This window comes from Rhodoferax sp. TH121, from assembly GCF_002251855.1.
Classification (GTDB): domain Bacteria; phylum Pseudomonadota; class Gammaproteobacteria; order Burkholderiales; family Burkholderiaceae_C; genus Allorhodoferax.
The window spans coordinates 1-18,625 of sequence record NZ_NOXW01000014.1; the positions used below are offsets into that span (position 1 = coordinate 1).

The following is an 18,625-nucleotide window of genomic DNA, read 5'->3' on the forward strand; positions in this document are numbered from 1 at the left end:
TTGACGTGCGGCTTGGTACGTGTGAATTTTTCCTTACCCATATATTGCTCCGAAAAGTAATGAGTTCAAACAATCAAAATTCGCACCACCGCTATCACCAACATGCCAGCGGCAACGCTTTAAAAATGGTGCCCTTTGCGGGAATCGGACCCGCGACCTCTCCCTTACCAAGGGAGTGCTCTACCACTGAGCCAAAAGGGCAAAAGTTTGTCGCAGACAAACTTTGAAAATCTGCTTCACATGCCAACAACAAACGAGTTCTTGGAGCGGGGTAGGAGAATCGAACTCCTCGCTTTAGCTTGGAAGGCTAAGGTATTACCACTATACGAACCCCGCATGGGCTCATTCCAAAAATTAGTTCGTCACTGGTGGAGAGGGCTGGATTCGAACCAGCGTACTCGTAAGAGGGCAGATTTACAGTCTGCTGCCATTAACCACTCGGCCACCTCTCCTTCGGTGAACCCCGGATTATGCCACTTTAATTAGCCTTCGTCATGAACTTCCTCAGAAATTTCATTTTTCTGAGCCCACGAGCTGGTCGCGCCAGTCCCGCGCCCGTGAGAAATGCCCACAGCCGATGAAGGGAGCGGGTGGGCGCAAGGCCGACAGCGGTGACGGATGGTTGGCCACGAGCACCAGATGGCGACTGGCATCGATCAGGGCCCGCTTGCTTTGGGCGTGGGCGCCCCAGAGCATGAAGACCGCAGGCTGGGCCTCCTGCGAGACCTGTCGGATCACTGCATCGGTCAGCACCTCCCAGCCTTTGCCAGAGTGGCTGGCGGGCTGCCCCTCCTCCACGGTAAGACAGGTGTTGAGCAACAGGACGCCCTTTTGGGCCCACTTCACCAGGCTTCCGCCGGGTTGGGGGAACGCCGGCGGTGGCGTACCTAGGTCGCGATGCAGCTCCTTGAAGATATTGCGCAAGGAGGGCGGAAAGGCCACACCGGGCGCCACCGAGAAGGCCAAGCCTTCGGCCTGGCCACGCCCGTGGTAAGGGTCCTGCCCCAGGATGACCACGCGCACCTCTTCGGGCGGGGTGAGCTGCAGCGCCCGCAAGGGCTGCGGCGGGAAGATGACAGCGCCCGCCTCCAGCCGCTGCCCCAGGAAGGCCAGCAAGCCCTGTCCCGCGTCAGAGGCAAAGAAATGGTCTGTCAGCCCCTGCCAGCCTGGCGCCACAGACCAGGCGGCGGGATCGGCGCCCTGTAGCTGGTCAGCCATAAGTCAAGCACCGAACAGTGCTTCCAACGCCTCGCCCGGCTCGGGCGCACGCATGAAGGCCTCGCCCACCAGGAAGGCATTGACACCGGCCGCCCCCATGCGCAGCACGTCGTCGCGCGTGTGAATGCCGCTTTCGGTCACCAGCAAGCGGTCCGCGGGCACCATGGCTTTCAGGGCCAGCGTAGTGTCCAGCGAAACCTCGAAGGTCTTGAGGTTGCGGTTGTTGATGCCGATCAGCGGCGTTTTCAGCTTGAGGGCACGCTCCAGCTCGGGCTGGTCGTGCACTTCCACCAGCACCGCCATGTCCAGGCTGCGGGCTATAGCTTCAAACTCCTTCATCTGCGCGTCATCCAGGCAGGCGGCGATGAGCAGGATCGCATCGGCGCCCATGGCGCGGGACTCGTAGATTTGGTAGACGTCGACCATGAAGTCCTTCCGCAGCACCGGCAGCTGGCAGCTGGCGCGGGCCTGCTTCAGGTAGTCGATTTCGCCCTGGAAAAACTGCACATCGGTCAGCACCGAAAGGCAAGCCGCGCCGTATTCGGCGTAACTTTGCGCAATGTCGGCGGGAATGAAATCGGCGCGCAACACACCCTTGGACGGGCTGGCTTTCTTGACCTCGGCGATGACAGCCGGCTTGCCAGCTGCCACTTTGGCGCGCAGGGCACCCACAAAGTCTCGCGTGAGTACGCGAGATTCGGCGTCAGCGCGTACTACCTCCAGCGATTTGCGCTTGCGGGCGGCAGCTACCTCCTGGTGCTTGACCGCCACGATCTTGTCGAGAATGTCGCTCATCTTGGTTCCTTTCAGGCCAGGCGTGCCGACAGGGCCACCAGCGCGTCGAGCTTGGCTTTCGCCGCTCCTGATTCAATAGCTGCTCGCGCAAGCGCGATACCGGCTTCCATGGTTCTTGCCACATTGGCGGCGTACAACGCCACGCCGGCGTTGAGGATCACGATGTCCTTGGCCGGGCCACTCTGGTTGTTCAGCACATCCAGCAGCATGGCGCGCGAGTCTTCCGCGGTTTCCACCTTCAGGGCGCGGTTGCTGGCCATGACCATGCCGAAGTCTTCGGGGTGGATTTCATACTCGCGAACCTCACCGTCCTTTAATTCGCCCACCAGCGTGCCAGCGCCCAAGCTCACCTCGTCCATGCCATCACGGCCATAGACCACCAGCGCGTGCTCGGCGCCAAGGCGTTGCAGCGCACGCACCTGGATGCCCACCAAGTCAGCATGGAAGACGCCCATGAGGATGTTGGGCGCACCAGCGGGGTTGGTCAGCGGGCCGAGGATGTTGAAGATGGTGCGCACGCCCATCTCCTTGCGCACCGGTGCCACGTTTTTCATGGCGGGGTGGTGGTTGGGCGCGAACATGAAACCAATGCCCTGCTCCGCGATGCACTGGGCGATCTGGGCGGGCTTGAGGTTGATGTTCAGGCCCAGGGCTTCGAGCACATCGGCGCTGCCGCTCTTGCTGCTGACACTGCGCCCGCCATGCTTGCTGACCTTGGCGCCTGCGGCGGCAGCCACAAACATGCTGCAGGTGGAGATGTTGAAGGTGTGCGAGCCATCACCGCCGGTACCCACAATATCCACGAGGTTGGTTTTGTCGACCACGTCCACCTTGGTGGAGAACTCGCGCATGACCTGCGCGGCGGCGGTGATCTCGCCGATGGTCTCTTTTTTGACGCGCAGCCCGGTAATGAGGGCCGCCATCATGACGGGCGTCATCTCGCCGGACATGATCTGGCGCATCAGGTGCAGCATCTCGTCGTGGAAGATTTCGCGGTGCTCAATGGTGCGCTGCAGGGCTTCCTGCGGGGTGATTTTGACGGTCTGGGGCATGTCCATGTCTCCTTAAGCCTTGGGCGCTGCGGTCAGCGCCAGTTTGATTCCGAATCCTACAAACATCGCGCCGGCGATGCGGTCCAGCCAGTGCATGCTCTTTTGCACCACACCGGCACGGCCCGCCAGCCAGGCCGCGGCTACGGCCCAGCCCAGGTTCACCCACAGGCCATTGAAGTTGAACAGCAGGCCAAGCAGCAAAAAGGCCAGCGGCTTGTGCTCCACCATGGGCGCGATGAACTGCGGCACAAAGGCCAAAAAGAACAGCGCCACCTTGGGGTTCAGCGCATTGGTCCAGAAACCACGCAGGAAGATGACTTTATAGTCAATCGCGCCACTAGCACTCGTGGAATCTGCGCGAACAGCTCCTAATTGGATAGCAGATTCCGCCTTGGCCAAGAGCAGACGTATGCCCACATAGACTAGGTAAGCCGCGCCCGCCCATTTGAGCAGGGTGAAGGCGGTGGCCGAGGCAGCCATCAGCGCGCTGACGCCTACGGCCGCTGCAATGATGTGCACAAAGCAGCCCGCCGTGATGCCCAACGCCGCCACCATCCCGGCCCGCGCACCGCTGCGCAAGGCGCTGCTCACGATGTAGAGCACGTCCGGCCCGGGCGTGAGGTTGAGCAGCACACCGGCCGCGATGAAGAGAAGTAGCTGATCGAGTGGCATGGCTACGCCTCAGTACACCGCCGCACCGCGGGGCCCCGCGGTGGCGCTGGCCGGCGCCGCGCTGCCAAAGAAGGCGCGGATGCAAGCCAGCGCATGGTCAATGCCGGCCGCGTCCACATCCAGGTGCGTGACAAAACGCAGGCCAATGAGGCCCGTGGCAAGCACGCCGTGCGATTTGAGGTGCGCCAGCAGGTCCGGGCCGTGGCCATCGGCCACATCCACAAACACGATGTTGGTCTGCGCAGAACGCACGGTCAGGCCCGCAATGCCCTGCAAGCCCTGCGCCAGGCGTTGGGCCAGGGCGTGGTCATCGGCCAGGCGCTCCACATGGTGGTCCAGCGCGTAGTTGGCCGCCGCGGCCAACAGACCGACCTGGCGCATGCCGCCACCCGCCATCTTGCGGATGCGATGGGCACGGGCGATCAACTCCTTGCTGCCGCACAGCACTGAGCCCACGGGTGCGCCCATTCCCTTGCTGAAGCAGACGGACACACTGTCAAAGTAACTGGCAATGCGCTTGGCGGCAGCCAGCCCGCTTTCGCCGTCCTGGCGGGATGCGATCGCGGCGTTGAAAAGGCGGGCGCCGTCCAAATGCACCGCCAAGCCTTTTTCACGGGCCAGCGCACTGGCCTGCTGCAAGTAGCTCTCCGGCATGGGGTGGCCGTTCCAGGTGTTTTCCAGGCACAGCAGGCGGGTGCGGGCAAAGTGGCAGTCGTCGGGCTTGATGGCGGCGGCAATATCCGCCAGCGCCATCTGTCCACTCGCGTCCTGTAGCAGCGGCTGGGGCTGCACGCTGCCCAGCACTGCGGCGCCACCACCTTCGTAGCGGTAGGTGTGGGCCAGCTGGCCGACGATGTACTCGTCGCCTCTGCCGCAGTGGGCCAGGATGGCGCAGAGGTTGCTCTGCGTGCCCGTGGGCATGAAGAGCGCCGCCTCGAAGCCCAGCAGCGCGGCCAGCCGCTCCTGCAAGGCGTTCACCGTGGGGTCGTCGCCAAACACGTCGTCGCCCAGCGGGGCGGCGGCCATGGCGGCGCGCATGCCCGCGGTGGGCTGGGTGACAGTGTCACTGCGCAGATCAATGATTTTGGTCATATTGGCACTTAGCCCCCGTATTTGTTGCGCGAGCAGCTATCAAAAGCATAGTGATGCATCGCCAGCCTCACTGCAAAAAGTTTTTCAGCATGGCATGGCCGTGCTCAGTGAGGATGCTTTCCGGGTGGAACTGCACGCCCTCCATGCGCACCGCGTGGGCCAGGCCCGTGTGGCGCACGCCCATGATCTCGCCGTCGTCGGTCCACGCGGTGACCGCCAGCTCCTTGGGGCAGGTGGCGCGCTCAATCGCCAGCGAGTGGTAGCGGTTCACGGTGAACTTTTCGGGCAGGCCGGCGAACACGCCTTCTTGCGCCGTGGTGATAACACTGGTCTTGCCATGCATCAGCTCCTGCGCGCGGATGATCTTGCCGCCCAGCGCAGCGCCAATGCTTTGGTGGCCCAGGCAGACGCCCAGGATCGGCAGCTTGCCCATGAAGTGTTGAATGGCGGGCACCGAAATGCCCGCCTCATTAGGCGAGCAAGGGCCGGGGGAGATCACCAGACGGTCGGCGCCACGTGCGGCAATGCATTCCAGCGTGATTTCGTCGTTGCGGAACACTTCCACCTCCGCGCCCAGCTCTCCAAAGTACTGGACGATGTTGAACGTGAAGCTGTCGTAGTTGTCGATCATCACGAGTTTCATAGTGCCCCCACGCTTGTCACGGTGTGTACTGCGCTGCCCCCCACGGGGGCGCTCGCGCCTTGGAACGGTCCGGCGTCGCTCATGCTGCTGCTCCTTCACGCAACCGGGCAAACTCCCGGTGCTCAAATGCAATGGATGCGTCCATCAGGGCGCGGTAGGTGGCTTCCAGCACATCAGGCTGGCCGCCCAGCTCAGTAGCGATGCGGCGTACGCGGGCGGCGATGAACTCGATGCGGTCCTGGTCATGCACCTTGGTCACATCCTGTTTGATGCGGGCCGCCTGGCTCATATAGTGGGTGCGCTCCACCAGCAGCGCGGTGATGCGTGTGTCCAGCGCGTCGATGTGGCTGCGCACCTCGGTCATGGTCTCGCAGTGTTGGGCTTGGGGCAGTGTGTGGTGTATGGCGCTCATTGCAGGCCCTCCTCCACCAGCTCGGCCGCGCGCAGGAGCGCACGCGCCTTGGCCTCGGTTTCTTTCCACTCCAGCTCGGGCACGCTGTCGGCCACCACCCCTGCCGCCGCCTGCACATACAGCGTCTGATCCTTGATGATGCCGGTACGGATGGCAATCGCCACATCCATGTCACCCGCGTAACTGAGGTAGCCGCAGGCGCCGCCGTAGATGCCGCGCTTGATGGGCTCCAGCTGGTCAATCAGCTCCATGGCGTGCACCTTGGGCGCACCGGTCAGTGTGCCGGCCGGAAAAGTGGCCTTGAGCACGTCCATGCTGGTCATGCCCTCGTTCAGGGTGCCTTCCACATTGCTCACGATGTGCATCACATGGCTGTAGCGTTCCACGATGAAGGCGTCGGTCACCTTGACCGAGCCGATCTGCGCGATGCGGCCAATGTCGTTGCGCGCTAGGTCGATCAGCATCACGTGCTCGGCGCGCTCTTTGGGGTCGTTGATCAGCTCCACCTCGGCGGCCTTGTCCAGCTCTGGCGTGGCGCCGCGTGGGCGGGTGCCGGCCAGGGGGCGGATGGTGACCTTGGTGCCGGGCTTGTCGCCCGTGGTGATTTGCTCTTGGCGCACCAGGATCTCTGGCGACGCGCCCACTACGTGGAAGTCACCAAAGTTGTAGAAGTACATGTACGGGCTGGGGTTCAGTGTGCGCAGCGCGCGGTACAGGCTCAAGGGCGACGCGGTGTAACGCTTTTTGATTCGCTGGCCCACTTGCACCTGCATGAAGTCGCCCCCGGCAATCAGCTCCTTGGCGCGCTCCACGGCGGCGATGTAGTCGGCCTTGGCAAAGTCGCGCTGGGCTTCAAAGCTTTGTGAAGGCTTGATCTCCGGCGCACTCACGGCCTGCGCCAGCTTGGCCTTCAGCTGCGCCAGTCGGGCCTGGCCTGAGACATAGGCGCCGGGTGTGTCCGGGTCCACGTAGACCATCAAGTGCAGCTTGCCGGACAGGTTGTCGATCACTGCCAGCTCCTCGCACTGCAGCAGCAGGATGTCGGGCGTGCCCAGCTCGTCGGGCGGGCAGGTGTTTTGCAGCTTTTTCTCGATGTAGCGCACCGCGTCGTAGCCAAAGTACCCCGCCAAGCCGCCGCAGAAACGCGGCATGCCGGGCTGCAGCGCCACCTTGAAGCGCTGCTGGTACTGGGCCATGAAGTCCAGGGGGTTGAGGGTGGAGGTTTCCACCACTACACCGTCCGTCACCACCTCGGTGCGGGCTGCGGCGCCGAATCCGCTGGCGCGCAGCAAGGTGCGTGCGGGTAGGCCGATGAAGCTGTAACGCCCGAAACGCTCGCCGCCCACCACGGATTCCAGCAAAAAGCTGTGGGCAGCGGGTTCGGCACTGCCCGGGGCACAGGCCAGCTTGAGGTAGAGGGAGAGCGGCGTTTCCAGGTCAGCAAAGGCCTGGGTGCTCAGGGGGATGCGGTTGTAGCCTTGCGCCTGCAGGGCTTGGAACTCGGATTCGGTCATGGGGGCGGAGCCTCTCAAATCACACTGTCATTTGGTTGCTGACAGCATTAGCTGCAGCCACAAAGGGTGCGCGCAATAGATCGGAGGGGAATCCGTGCCACTTGACCGCGCAAAGCTCATAAACCGTGCGCGTTGCCCACCCTAAAAGGCGGCCGGCAGGTGTTAGAGCCCAGGCACAACAGACAAGGTACGCCAGGGCCAGGCTCCCCGGTCGCTGAGACCCATTCTGCTGATGTGGTGGATAAACATGCGGCCAGTGTAGCAAACCCGACAGCTTGATTGGAAAGCAGACAAATTCACGTCACCCGCAGAAACCCTGATGTACATTGGGAATGGCCGTTGCAAAATCTCGTTACACAAAAAAAGAACGATCGTTCTATTAAGGATTTTCTTCATGACACTCAAGCGTTTCTGGGCTGCTGCCCTGTCCGTGACACTGTTTGCCAGCCCCATGGCCCAAGCGGCCACCCAAGAGATCCATGGGGTGAAGGTTGAGGACAGTGTCACTGTAAGCGGCACCAAACTGATGCTCAATGGCGCAGGTACGCGTTACAAAGGTCCATTCAAAGTGTACGTGGGCGACCTCTACACCAGCAAAAAAGTGAACTCGCTGGAAGAGTTGATGGCGGCCCCCGGCCCCAAACGCCTAACCATGACGTTTTTGCGCGAAATTGAAGCGGGCCCCTTTGGCAAGCTGCTGACGCGCGGCGTGGAAGACAACGTACCCAAAAACGAAATGTCCAAGCTGATACCAGGCCTGCTGCGAATGGGCGACATCTTCACCGTCAACAAAGTATTGCTGCCCGGCGATGTGATCACCCTAGACTGGATTCCCGGCACCGGCATGGTGGTGACCGCCAAGGGCAAAGTGCAAGGCGAGCCTTTCAAAGAACCCGAGTTTTACAAGGCCATCATGTCCATCTGGTTTGGCCCCGTCCCCGCAGACTTCAAACTCAAGGACGCATTGCTGGGTCAAAAGTAAGCCCCCTGCCCCATCCCCGAAAGGCCTGCAGCCGCCACGCTGCAGGCCTTTTTTGGTTTTTTGCACAGATGCCCCCATTCGGGGGATGACAAGCCTTCTTCCAGCCTGTAGTCTGGGCACCAAGTGAGCTTTTTGACAGTGACACCACCTGGAGACTGCGCAATGAAACTCAGCCTGAAGCTGCCCCTGGCATTTGCGATCGCCCTAACCTTGCTGTTTGTGGGGGGGATGTTCGGCATCAGCACCCTCAACAGCGCCGTGCGGACCTACCAAAACGACGTATTGGGCCACGTGGTCGCCAACAAAAAAGCAGCCGACATTGCAGGCCACTTTTCCACAGCGATCCAGGAATGGAAAAACGTGCTCTTACGCGGCAAAGAGCCCAAAGATCTGGACCGGTACTGGACTGCCCACCAAGCAGAGATGAAGGCTGTAACCCAAGGCCTGCAAGAGCTCAACAGCATGCTGGAGCCCGGCCCCTCCAAAGACACGGCGACCAAGCTCACCACGGCCATGCAGTCCGCAGCCCAGGGCTATGAGGCAGCACTGCAAGCCTACAAGGCCGCCGATGCCGATTACGTCGCAGGCGACAAGGCCGCGCGTGGCAAAGACCGGGATGCCGTCGCCTTTTTGGGAGAACTGCGCAAGCAACTTTCGGAACAAGAACGCCTGGCCTCTGAGGGCGCCAGTGCTGTGGCGGCCCGCGGCAGCCAGCTGGCCTATGGCGTCATGGTGCTGGTAACCCTGGCCGGGCTGGTGGGGAGCATTTTTCTGAGCCGGCAAATTGTGCGGCCACTGAATGAGGCCGTAACGGTAGCGGACCGTGTTGCCGGGGGTGATCTGACCGCCCAGTTGCAGACCCAGGGGCGTGACGAAGTGGCCGCACTGATGCGCTCGCTGCAATCGATGCAAAACAGCCTGTCCACCCTTGTGATCAAAGTGCGCGAAGGTTCCCAGGGCGTGGCGTTGGCAAGCTCCGAAATTGCCCAAGGCAACCATGACCTGTCGGCACGCACCGAGCAGCAGGCCAGCGCACTGGAAGAAGCCGCTGCCAGCATGGAGGAACTCGGCTCGGCCGTGAGTCACAGCGCCGACAACGCACGCCAGGCCAGCCAAATGGCGGCCAGCGCCTCCACCGTGGCACAGCAGGGTGGCGAGGTGGTGGCCCAAGTGGTGCACACCATGAAGGACATCAATGAGTCTTCCAGCCGGATTTCCGAAATCATCAGCGTGATTGACGGCATTGCGTTTCAAACCAACATCCTGGCGCTCAACGCGGCGGTGGAAGCGGCACGGGCCGGCGAGCAGGGCCGCGGTTTTGCCGTGGTGGCCTCTGAGGTGCGGGCGCTGGCCGGGCGCAGCGCCGAGGCTGCCAAAGAGATCAAGAGTCTGATCGGCGCCAGTGTGGCGCGTGTCGAGCACGGCACCACCCTGGTGGACCAGGCAGGCAGCACCATGGGCGAGGTGGTGAGCGCTATCCGCCGGGTCACCGACATGGTGGGTGAAATCAGCGCCGCCAGCACTGAGCAAAACACGGGAGTCGCTCAGGTCAGCGAAGCCGTCTCTCAGATCGACCAAGCCACCCAACAGAACGCAGCACTGGTGGAGCAGATGGCCGCAGCAGCCAGCGCACTCAAGCAGCAAGCCCAAGACTTGGTGTCGCTGGTGGCCGTCTTCAAAGTGGATGCCGGCCGCCCCACTCTGCTGGCCGCTTAGGCGGCCTACATCCGCTGCGCGGGCCTCAGTCCGCCCAGTGCAAGGCGTTCAGCGTGTCGGTGTACGCATCAGCGTCCACCGCCGCAATCGGTTCGCCGTGGTTGTAGCCATAACTCACCAGCAACACCGGACAGCCAGCCGCGCGTGCCGCCTGGGCGTCGTTGCTGGAGTCGCCCACCATCAGCGTGCGCGCGGGCACCGTGCCCAGCAGGGTGCAGGCAAGCAGCAAGGGCATGGGATCTGGCTTCTTGCGCGCCACCGCATCACCGCCCACCACGTGTAAGAAGAAACCGTCCAGCCCCTTGTGTCGCAGCAAGGTATTGGCAAAGGCCGTGGGCTTGTTGGTGACACAGACCAGGCGCAGGCCCGCCGCCTGCCATTGCTGCAGGCCCTCACGGGCGCCGGGGTAGACGGCGGAAAAGTCGCCATTGATGGCCTGGTAGTGGACCTGGTAGCGAGCCCAAGCTTGCTCGTAAAGTGCTACTGAATTTGTAGCTGTTTGCGCGGCATCTACATGGGCTAGAAGGCTTTTTATCAAGTTCTCCGAGCCTTTTCCCACCATGCGCTCCACCAAGGGGTGGGTGACGGTGAAGTCGGCAAAAGGCTTGGGGAGGTCGCGCAGCATGCGCTGCAGGGCCTCGACAAAATCACCCAAGGTGTCGACCAGGGTACCGTCCAGGTCCACGATCGCGGCGTCGAACTGGCGCAGAGGCCAGGGCATCAGAGTCACAAGGGTTCCTTTTCTTCTTGGAGAGGGGATGCCTGGGCAGGAACGCCACCGGACCGTATCCAGGCCACCAGCGCCTGGGCATCCAGGGGGCGACTGAACCAGTAGCCCTGGCCACGTTCGCAGCCCATGGCCAACATCAGGGCCGCCTGTTCGGGCGTCTCGATACCTTCCGCCACCGTGCCCAAGCCCAGCGCGCGTGCCATGCGCAAGGTTGCATCAATCAAGACGCGGTGGTATTCACTCTGGCCTGCCTGGCTCACAAACGACCGGTCCATCTTCACCGTGTCCACAGGCAGCTCGTGCAGGCAGGACAGCGAGGAATAGCCGGTACCAAAGTCATCGAGCGCAAGCCCCACACCCAGCGCGCGGATATCGCGCAAAGTCTGCTGCACGGCCTGGTCCTGTGCGGCCAGACTCTCGGTCACTTCCAGCACCAACTGCTGGGGCGCCATGTTGTGGGCGCGCACCGCTTCCAATATGTCGGCCACCAGCCTTGGCTGGCGCAGCTGCGCGCGCGACAGGTTGACGGCCACGCTGGGCGGCGCCAAGGCGCCGAGTTGTTGCTGCAACTGCTCAAAGGTGGTGCATGCCTGCTGCAGCACAAACTGGCCCACCGCATCAATCAGGCCGCAGGCCTCGGCCACGGGGATGAAATCCACCGGAGACACCAAACCACGCTGGGGGTGCTGCCAGCGCACCAGCGCCTCCACCCCCCGCAAGGTATGGCTGTCCAACTGCACCACGGGTTGGTAGACCACAAACATCTCCCCCAGCGTGAGCGCTTGGCGCAGGTCGTTCTCCAGCGAGACCGACGCGTTCACGCGCTGGCGCATCGCAGGGTCGAACATGGCATATCGTGCGCGGCCGCTACGTTTGGCCTCGTACATGGCGATATCCGCATCGCGCAGCACCGCGTCAGCGTCCAGTTCGGCGTGGGTACTGGTCACAATGCCGATGCTCACAGTGGAGCTGACGCGATGCCCCTCTACCTGGTAAGGCGCTGCCAGCACATCGAGCAGGCGGCTGGCTACGATCTCGGCATCCAGGTCCCCCCGGATGTCATCCAGCAAAACTACAAATTCGTCCCCGCCAATACGGGCCGCCATCTGGGCAAAGTCACTGGTGTGCACAAAGCTGTCGCCAGGGCGCAGGCTGTCTTGCAGGCGCCGCGCAATCTGGCGCAGCAGCGCATCGCCCACCGTGTGGCCCAGGGTGTCGTTGACCTGCTTGAAGCGGTCAAAGTCCATGAACAGCACCGCAAAGTTGTAGCCCGGCTGGACCTGACGCCTGTCAATGGCCAAACGAATCTTTTCCTGCACCACGGCCCGGTTGGGCAGCTCGGTCAGCCCGTCAGTGCGCGCGGCCACCCGCAGTTGCTGCTCCATCGCCTTCTGGGCATTCACGTCCATGGCCACACCGGCCATGCGCAGGGCGCGCCCCTGCCCATCGCGGTCGGCCACATTGCCGGTGAACAACATCCATACCCAGCGCCCGGCTCGGTGCCGGGCCCGTACAGACAACCGGTGCGGCGTATCCGAATCGCGCAAGTGCTGGCGCAAAGACTCCTGCCAGTGCGGCTGATCGTCCGGATGAATCAGCGCGAACCAGGTGGCAGCGGCCATGTCCAGCTCGCCGGGCTGGTAACCCAAGGTGGCCAAAAACCGGTCATTGCACTGGATGGTGTCGGCCACCATATCCCAATGCCAAATGCCCAGACCTGCGCCATCCACGGCCAAACGCAACACCTGTTGCTGGGCGCGCACTTCGGTCATGTCGGTGGCCACCAACACCCAACCGTTCAGGGTGCCGTCCTCGTCGCTGATGGGCTGCATGTCAACCAAGACCCAGCCCAGCTCGGCGGTACGGGTGGCGATGCGGATCTCGCGTTTGATGCCTTTGCTCTGGCGCAACGCCGCGTAGAACTCGGCAAAACGCACGGGATCTGCACTGCGCGCCTTCAACAGGGTGCCGATGCGCCGTCCCTGGGCCTTGGCCTGGGAATAGCTGGTCAGCCGGCTGAATGCCGCATTCACCCAAACAACCCGGTGAGCCCCATCCGTGATGGCAATCGCATTCGAGCTGAGCTCGGCCACCAGGGCCAGCCGTTTCATGTGGTCCGCCTGGCGGGCCAAGGTTTCGTACTGGCGGCGCACCGCCCTGGCAGTGGGCTCCACCACGGCGAAAGCCAGTACCCCGCCCAAAACCAAAATGCCCCCCAAGACCCCCCAAATCGTGGACACCACGCGACGGCTGCGGCGCAACACATCGGCGCCACTCTCCTGCACCAGCGCATGGGCGGAAAATTCAGCCCGTGTGATCGCTGCGTGTACGTCCTGCAGGTGGCGGGCCAAAGGCGTTCCGGCTGCGTCCCGCGGAACCTGCTCCAAGCGGGCCCACATGCCATCCCGGCTACCCTGCCAGTCCCGCAATGCTGCCAACACCTCGGGCGCGACAAAAGGCTCACGTTCCGCCTGTTGCTGCATCAACGCATCGAAGCGGGCAGCTTCGTCACGAGAGCGTTGCAAGGCTGCCGCAAGCGCTTCCTGCCCTGCGGGATCCGCGCCCTGGTGCTGCTGCAGCGCCGCAGTCACTACGCCGAGGCGCTGGGTCAACACTCGTTGCTCGCCCATCGACTGGAGTATTTCGATATCCAGCTGGCGAATATCCTGCCAATGCTGGGACAACCACGCCCGCATGCCACCCAGGACCACCAGCAGCAGCAAGACGCCATACATCGCCAGGCGCACCCGCACGTGCGCGTTGCGCCCCTCCACGCCGGACACCGCAAACCAATCGCCCAAAAAATTGGCCTTGTGTGGCTTCACATCCTTGGTGCTCACTGCGTCAGGCGCCACATGGAAGTCAGGCAGCCAATGCCAGGCGCATGGCGTCGATCACAGCCTTGTAATCGGGCTTGCCGAAGATGGCGCTGCCCGCCACAAAGGTGTCGGCGCCCGCGTCGGCCACGCGGCGGATGTTGTCAGTCTTGATGCCGCCGTCCACCTCCAGGCGGATGTCTTTGCCGCAGGCATCGATACGCTTGCGGACATCTTCGATCTTGCGCAGCGCCGAATCGATGAAACTCTGGCCACCGAAACCGGGGTTCACACTCATGATGAGGATGAGGTCGATGTCGTCGATCACCCAGTCCAGCACGTCCAGTGGCTCGGCGGGGTTAAACACCAGGCCGGCCTTGACACCCTTGCTTTTGATGGCCTGGATGCTGCGGTGCACATGACCCGAAGCGTCAGGGTGGAAGCTGATGTAATCGGCCCCCGCCTCGGCAAAGCTGGCAGCCAGGGCATCCACTGGCGAAATCATCAGATGCACGTCAATCGGCACCACCACACCGGCCGCCGTCTTGGCGTGCGGCTTCAAGGCGCTGCAAATCATGGGGCCGAAGGTCAGGTTGGGCACGTAATGGTTGTCCATCACGTCGAAGTGGATCCAGTCCGAACCCGCGTCAATGACGGCTTTGACCTCTTCCCCCAGGCGGGCGAAGTCGGCAGACAGGATGGAGGGGGCGATGCGGTACGTCATGGCAGGGGCTTGGAATGGGTGTTGACAGGGGCATTATTTTCGCAGGTAGCATTGGCCCATGGCCAAATACGAATTTCTGGTGGAAGTCAGCCCCCAGTACCTGCCCGACCAATCGGCACCCGCTGACGACCTGTATGTGTTCGCGTACACCATCACCATCACCAACACGGGGGACGTGCCAGCGCAGCTGATTGCACGCACCTGGAACGTCAACGATGCCAATGGCCACACCGAAAAGGTCAAGGGCCTGGGCGTGGTCGGCCAACAGCCCCTGCTCAAGCCCGGCCAGGCCTTTGAATACACCAGCGGAACCCGCCTGCGCACGCCCACCGGCACCATGCACGGCAGCTTTTTCTGCGTGGCTGAAGACGGCGAAAAATTCGACGCCGACATCCCCATGTTTGTGCTGGATGCCTTGAGCGATGCGGGTGGCTCCCGCACCTTGCACTGATGGCCACGCCCGCGGTGCCCAGCGACATCGCCACGCTGCTGGAGACACTGAACCCCGAGGCCGGGCTGGTGGAGCGCCATGTCTGGCTGATCGGCCTGCTGGAATGGATTCGTGGCAACCAGGGCGCACCTGCCGCCGCCGTGGCACGGGTAGACCTGCTGCTGGATCTGCTGGACGCCCGCCCGCAAACGGCCCAGAAGCTGCAAGCATGGTGGCGTGCCCTGCTACACACGGTGGACGGCAGCACGCTGCTCTCGGACTATGGCTTTGGCTCACGCAATGCCTTTGTCAGCGAGCTGGTGGACCGCCTGCACCACAAGCTGTTGCCGGCCACACCCGAGACGGCGGACGCCTCCGAGTTGTTTGGCCTGGTGCTGGACGATGCCCACGACGCGCAATGGCTGGCGGCGCTGCCCACCACCACCCTGCAGCGCCTGGCCAAGCTGCTGAGCTTGCCTGCCGTAGGCCCGAAGGCCGCGCAACACCCCGGCCTGACCCACTGGCACAGCACCCTGCTGGACGCCATGACCTTTTGCACCAGCCAGATCCGCGCCGCCGGTTTCTCACCGGAAATCCGCTTGCGCATGAGCCACCCGGCGCGTGAAGCCAGCCCCTTCCACCGCCTGGCGGCCGATCTGGACGCCGTGCGCGACGCTTGGCTGGCCGGACAGGACACACAGGCTGCGGTGCACCAGTTCCGCAGCCAGCTCGAAGCCTGCCGCCACGCCGCCGCATCGGTCTACACCCACCTGGACGCGCACGGCATCTCGGTGGACCTGGTGTTTCGCCTGCGCCAGCTGCGCGAGCGCGTGCTGCGCGTGCGCGCCCTGCTGGACTGTTTGCTGGACGACGACAGCCACCGCGCCAGCGCGCGCCTGCTTTCCCACCTGGCCAGCGTGAGCCAGGAGCAGCGCAGCATTGGCGCGCTGGTGGCCTCCAACTCCTCGCTCTTGGCCGCCAAGGTGGCTGAGCGCAGCAGTGAGACCGGCGAGCACTACATCACCCGCACCCGCGCCGAGTACCGCACCATGCTGGCCAACGCCGCGGGAGGGGGCGCACTGACTGCGCTCACCACCGCCATGAAGTTCGGCATCATGGCGCTGGGTCTGTCGGCCTTCTGGGGCGGCTTTTGGGCGGGGGTGTCATATGCAGTGAGCTTTGTGCTGATCCAGCTGCTGCACTTCACCTTGGCCACCAAACAACCCGCCATGACGGCACCAGCCATGGCCGCCAAGCTCAAGGACATTGCCGATGCGCAGGCGCTGGGCGCCTTTGTGGACGAAGTCACCCACCTGGTGCGCTCGCAGGTAGCCGCCGTCATTGGCAACGTGGCGGTGGTGTTTCCGGTAGCCATCGCCTTGTCGGCCGCCATGGTCCTGGCGCTGGGCGCCCCCATGATCAGTGAGGACCGCGCCCATTACGTGCTGCAATCGCTCACGCTGACTGGTCCCTCGCTGCTGTTTGCGGCCTTCACGGGGGTACTGCTGTTCTCCAGCAGCATCATTGCGGGATGGGTGGAAAACTGGTTTGTGCTGCACCGGCTGGACTCCGCCATCCGCCACAACCCGCGCATCACCGCATGGCTGGGGCTGGCCCGGGCCGACCGCTGGGCCCTGTTCATGCGGCGCAATATCTCGGGCCTGGCCGCCAACATCTCGCTGGGTTTCATGCTCGGCCTAGTGCCCCCCATCCTGGCCTTTCTGGGCCCGGCGCTGGACGTGCGCCACGTCACCCTGTCGGCCGGCCAGCTGGGGGCAGCCTGCGCCGCCCTGGGCTGGGAGGTCGTGAAGAACCCCGCCCTGTGGTGGGCCGCAGCCAGCATTCCCTTCATCGGCATGCTCAATGTGGGCGTGAGTTTTTACCTCGCCTTCCGCGTGGCGCTGCAAGCTCACAACGTGTCGGGTGTGGGGCGCTCGCGTATCCAGGGCGCCGTCTGGGCGCGCCTGCGCCAGGCCCCCGGCAGCTTCTTTTGGCCCGCCCGCGACAGCGGGGCCTGAGGCACCATGGCCGGGCTGGGCGAGTTTGAGCTGATTGCACGTTACTTCCAGCGCCCACAGCGGCCACTGGACGATGGCGTGGCGCTGGGCGTGGGTGATGACTGCGCCCTGCTGCAGCCCACGCCGGGCATGCAATGGGCCGTGAGCAGCGACATGCTGATCAGTGGCCGCCACTTCTTTGCCGACGTGGACCCGCGCACCCTTGGCCACAAGGCCCTGGCCGTGAACCTGAGCGACCTGGCCGCCTGCGGCGCCCGCCCGCGCGCTTTCACGCTGGCCTTGGCCCTGCCCGAGGCACGCGCAGAGTGGCTGCAGCCCTTTGCCGAAGGCCTGTTCGCGCTGGCCGATGCCCATGGCTGCGCGCTGATAGGCGGCGACACCACACGCGGCCCACTCAACATCTGCATCACCGTGATGGGCGAAGTCCCGCCCGGCCAGGCCCTGCTGCGCAGCGGCGCCCAGGTGGGCGACGATGTGTACGTGAGCGGCACGCTGGGCGATGCCGCGCTGGCGCTGCAGTGCCTGCAAGGCAAGGCCCACTTGCCACCTGCTCTGCTGACTGCAGCCCGGCAGCGGCTGGAGCAGCCCACGCCGCGCGTGGCCCTGGGTCTGGCGCTGTGTGGTGTAGCCACGGCGGCAGCCGATGTGAGCGACGGCCTGCTGGGCGACCTGGGCCACATCCTCACCCAAAGCGGCGTAGGCGCCACTGTGGAGGCTGAAATCGCTATTAAATTAATAGCTGCCTGCGCAGACAATACGGGCTCAAAAGGCCAATTTGATACAAAAATACCCGATGCACTGGCTTTGCAGTGTGTGCTGGCTGGCGGGGACGATTACGAGCTGGTCTTCACTGCGCCGCCCGCACGGGCAGCGGCAGTACAGGCAGCAGCACAGGCCAGCGGCACCCCGGTCACCCGCATCGGCCGCACCGAGGCGGCTGGCGGTGTGCGCGTGGTGGATGGCAATGGTGCCCAGCTGCCCGGCCCCTGGGCCAGCTTTGACCACTTTGCTGCCCCACCCTGAGCCATGGCGGCGAACAGCTACATCTTGCAACGCCTGCGCAAACTCGGGCTCAGCGACGTCGTGGCCGCGCATACGGCCACCCAAGTGAAAGTGCAGTCTTTGGATGCGGGACGCAAAATCTGGGGAAAGGGCGGCGAGGTGAGCCACTGGCACTACCTCATCAACGGCCTGGTGTCGGCCTCCATCTCCACCACCAACTCTGAATCCACGCCCCTGTCCATCTATGGCAAGGGCGCCTGGTTTGGCGAGCAGTCCATCATCAACCGAAAGCCCAGCTTTGCGGACTACGTGTGCCTCACTCCCACCGAGGTGCTCACCCTGCCAGCCGCCACTTTTGACACGCTGTTTGTGCAGGAACCGCACTTTGCGCGCTATGTGGCCAAGCTCATGGCCTGGCGGGTACAAAAGACCTCGGAAACGCTGACGCTCATGAAGCTGGGCAACCCCTGCCTGCGCGTGGTGATGGGGCTGGCCCAATTCGCCGAGGCCCTGGCCTACAAGTCCGACCGGCCGCCCACCATCGGCTTTGGCGAAGGGGTGGAGATTCCCATCGCCCAGACCACACTGGCCTCGCTCTGCGGTGTATCACGCACCTTGTTCTCGGAATACGTGCAGCAGCTGGCCCAGCACGGTTGGCTCAAAATTTCGTACGGCAAGCTGGAAATCCTGAACATCGGCACCTGGCACGCCTTTGCCCGCAGCCAACGCGAGAACAGCGTGAGCCACCTCAATGCCAGCATTGGCGAGCTGCTGCAGATGTTGCGCGACCTGGAAGCTGCGTGACACAA

17 protein-coding genes and 3 tRNA genes are annotated in these 18,625 nt (G+C 63.5%); 6 read left to right on the forward strand and 14 right to left on the reverse strand.

What is annotated here, in order from left to right:
* Positions 1–126: 126 nt before the first annotated feature.
* From CHU94_RS01205 to CHU94_RS01255, 11 genes are all read right to left on the reverse strand, one after another.
* Positions 127–201, reverse strand: a tRNA-Thr gene (locus CHU94_RS01205).
* Positions 202–262: 61 nt separating this feature from the next.
* Positions 263–336 (reverse strand) — tRNA-Gly (locus CHU94_RS01210).
* A gap of 30 nt (positions 337–366) precedes the next feature.
* A tRNA-Tyr gene (locus tag CHU94_RS01215) sits at positions 367–452 on the reverse strand.
* A gap of 61 nt (positions 453–513) precedes the next feature.
* Positions 514–1,218 carry a uracil-DNA glycosylase gene (locus CHU94_RS01220; RefSeq protein ID WP_094475924.1) on the reverse strand — a complete coding sequence of 235 codons (705 nt, stop codon included), beginning with the start codon at positions 1,216–1,218 and terminating at the stop codon, positions 514–516.
* 3 nt (positions 1,219–1,221) lie between these two features.
* Positions 1,222–2,013 carry an indole-3-glycerol phosphate synthase TrpC gene (gene trpC / locus CHU94_RS01225; protein ID WP_094475926.1) on the reverse strand — a complete coding sequence of 264 codons (792 nt, stop codon included), beginning with the start codon at positions 2,011–2,013 and terminating at the stop codon, positions 1,222–1,224.
* 11 nt (positions 2,014–2,024) lie between these two features.
* On the reverse strand, positions 2,025–3,065 hold the full coding sequence (gene trpD, locus CHU94_RS01230; RefSeq protein ID WP_094476042.1) for an anthranilate phosphoribosyltransferase: 1,041 nt from the start codon (positions 3,063–3,065) through the stop codon (positions 2,025–2,027).
* A gap of 12 nt (positions 3,066–3,077) precedes the next feature.
* Entirely contained in the window at positions 3,078–3,737 is a 660-nt protein-coding gene (locus tag CHU94_RS01235) for a LysE family translocator (protein WP_094475928.1), read from the reverse strand.
* A gap of 9 nt (positions 3,738–3,746) precedes the next feature.
* A complete protein-coding gene (gene ltaE, locus CHU94_RS01240) occupies positions 3,747–4,829 on the reverse strand; it encodes a low-specificity L-threonine aldolase (RefSeq protein WP_094475930.1) in 1,083 nt (360 codons plus the stop codon).
* A 67-nt stretch (positions 4,830–4,896) separates the two neighbouring features.
* A complete protein-coding gene (locus CHU94_RS01245) occupies positions 4,897–5,472 on the reverse strand; it encodes an aminodeoxychorismate/anthranilate synthase component II (protein WP_094475932.1) in 576 nt (191 codons plus the stop codon).
* 79 nt (positions 5,473–5,551) lie between these two features.
* Entirely contained in the window at positions 5,552–5,884 is a 333-nt protein-coding gene (locus CHU94_RS01250; protein WP_094475934.1) for a chorismate mutase, read from the reverse strand.
* A complete protein-coding gene (locus CHU94_RS01255; protein ID WP_094475936.1) occupies positions 5,881–7,398 on the reverse strand; it encodes an anthranilate synthase component I family protein in 1,518 nt (505 codons plus the stop codon). Before CHU94_RS01255 ends, CHU94_RS01250 begins: the two co-directional genes overlap by 4 nt.
* 394 nt (positions 7,399–7,792) lie before the next feature.
* On the opposite strand from CHU94_RS01255, the gene CHU94_RS01260 reads away from it, so the two are divergent.
* Together CHU94_RS01260 and CHU94_RS01265 are read left to right on the forward strand one after the other, a co-directional pair.
* Entirely contained in the window at positions 7,793–8,380 is a 588-nt protein-coding gene (locus CHU94_RS01260) for a chalcone isomerase family protein (RefSeq protein ID WP_094475938.1), read from the forward strand.
* Positions 8,381–8,542: 162 nt separating this feature from the next.
* Positions 8,543–10,096, forward strand: coding sequence for a methyl-accepting chemotaxis protein (locus tag CHU94_RS01265; RefSeq protein WP_094475940.1), 1,554 nt, complete (start codon positions 8,543–8,545; stop codon positions 10,094–10,096).
* A 25-nt stretch (positions 10,097–10,121) separates the two neighbouring features.
* Here the strand turns inward: CHU94_RS01265 and gph are convergent, their stop codons facing one another.
* From gph to rpe, 3 genes are read right to left on the reverse strand one after another with little or no spacing between them, the layout of a single operon-like run.
* Positions 10,122–10,817, reverse strand: coding sequence for a phosphoglycolate phosphatase (gph, locus tag CHU94_RS01270; RefSeq protein ID WP_176451898.1), 696 nt, complete (start codon positions 10,815–10,817; stop codon positions 10,122–10,124).
* Between the two features lie 5 nt (positions 10,818–10,822).
* Complete coding sequence (locus CHU94_RS01275) at positions 10,823–13,681, reverse strand: EAL domain-containing protein (RefSeq protein ID WP_094475944.1); 2,859 nt, start codon at positions 13,679–13,681, stop codon at positions 10,823–10,825.
* A gap of 7 nt (positions 13,682–13,688) precedes the next feature.
* On the reverse strand, positions 13,689–14,366 hold the full coding sequence (gene rpe / locus CHU94_RS01280) for a ribulose-phosphate 3-epimerase (RefSeq protein ID WP_094475946.1): 678 nt from the start codon (positions 14,364–14,366) through the stop codon (positions 13,689–13,691).
* 58 nt (positions 14,367–14,424) lie between these two features.
* On the opposite strand from rpe, the gene apaG reads away from it, so the two are divergent.
* The 4 genes from apaG to CHU94_RS01300 are packed head-to-tail and all read left to right on the forward strand — an operon-like array spanning position 14,425 to position 18,620.
* On the forward strand, positions 14,425–14,817 hold the full coding sequence (gene apaG / locus CHU94_RS01285) for a Co2+/Mg2+ efflux protein ApaG (protein WP_094475948.1): 393 nt from the start codon (positions 14,425–14,427) through the stop codon (positions 14,815–14,817).
* Positions 14,817–16,814 (forward strand): site-specific recombinase, encoded by a 1,998-nt coding sequence (locus tag CHU94_RS01290; protein ID WP_094475950.1) that lies wholly within the window; start codon positions 14,817–14,819, stop codon positions 16,812–16,814. Before apaG ends, CHU94_RS01290 begins: the two co-directional genes overlap by 1 nt.
* 15 nt (positions 16,815–16,829) lie before the next feature.
* Positions 16,830–17,837, forward strand: coding sequence for a thiamine-phosphate kinase (gene thiL, locus CHU94_RS01295; RefSeq protein WP_094476044.1), 1,008 nt, complete (start codon positions 16,830–16,832; stop codon positions 17,835–17,837).
* Between the two features lie 3 nt (positions 17,838–17,840).
* Complete coding sequence (locus CHU94_RS01300; RefSeq protein WP_094475952.1) at positions 17,841–18,620, forward strand: Crp/Fnr family transcriptional regulator; 780 nt, start codon at positions 17,841–17,843, stop codon at positions 18,618–18,620.
* Positions 18,621–18,625 lie beyond the last annotated feature (5 nt).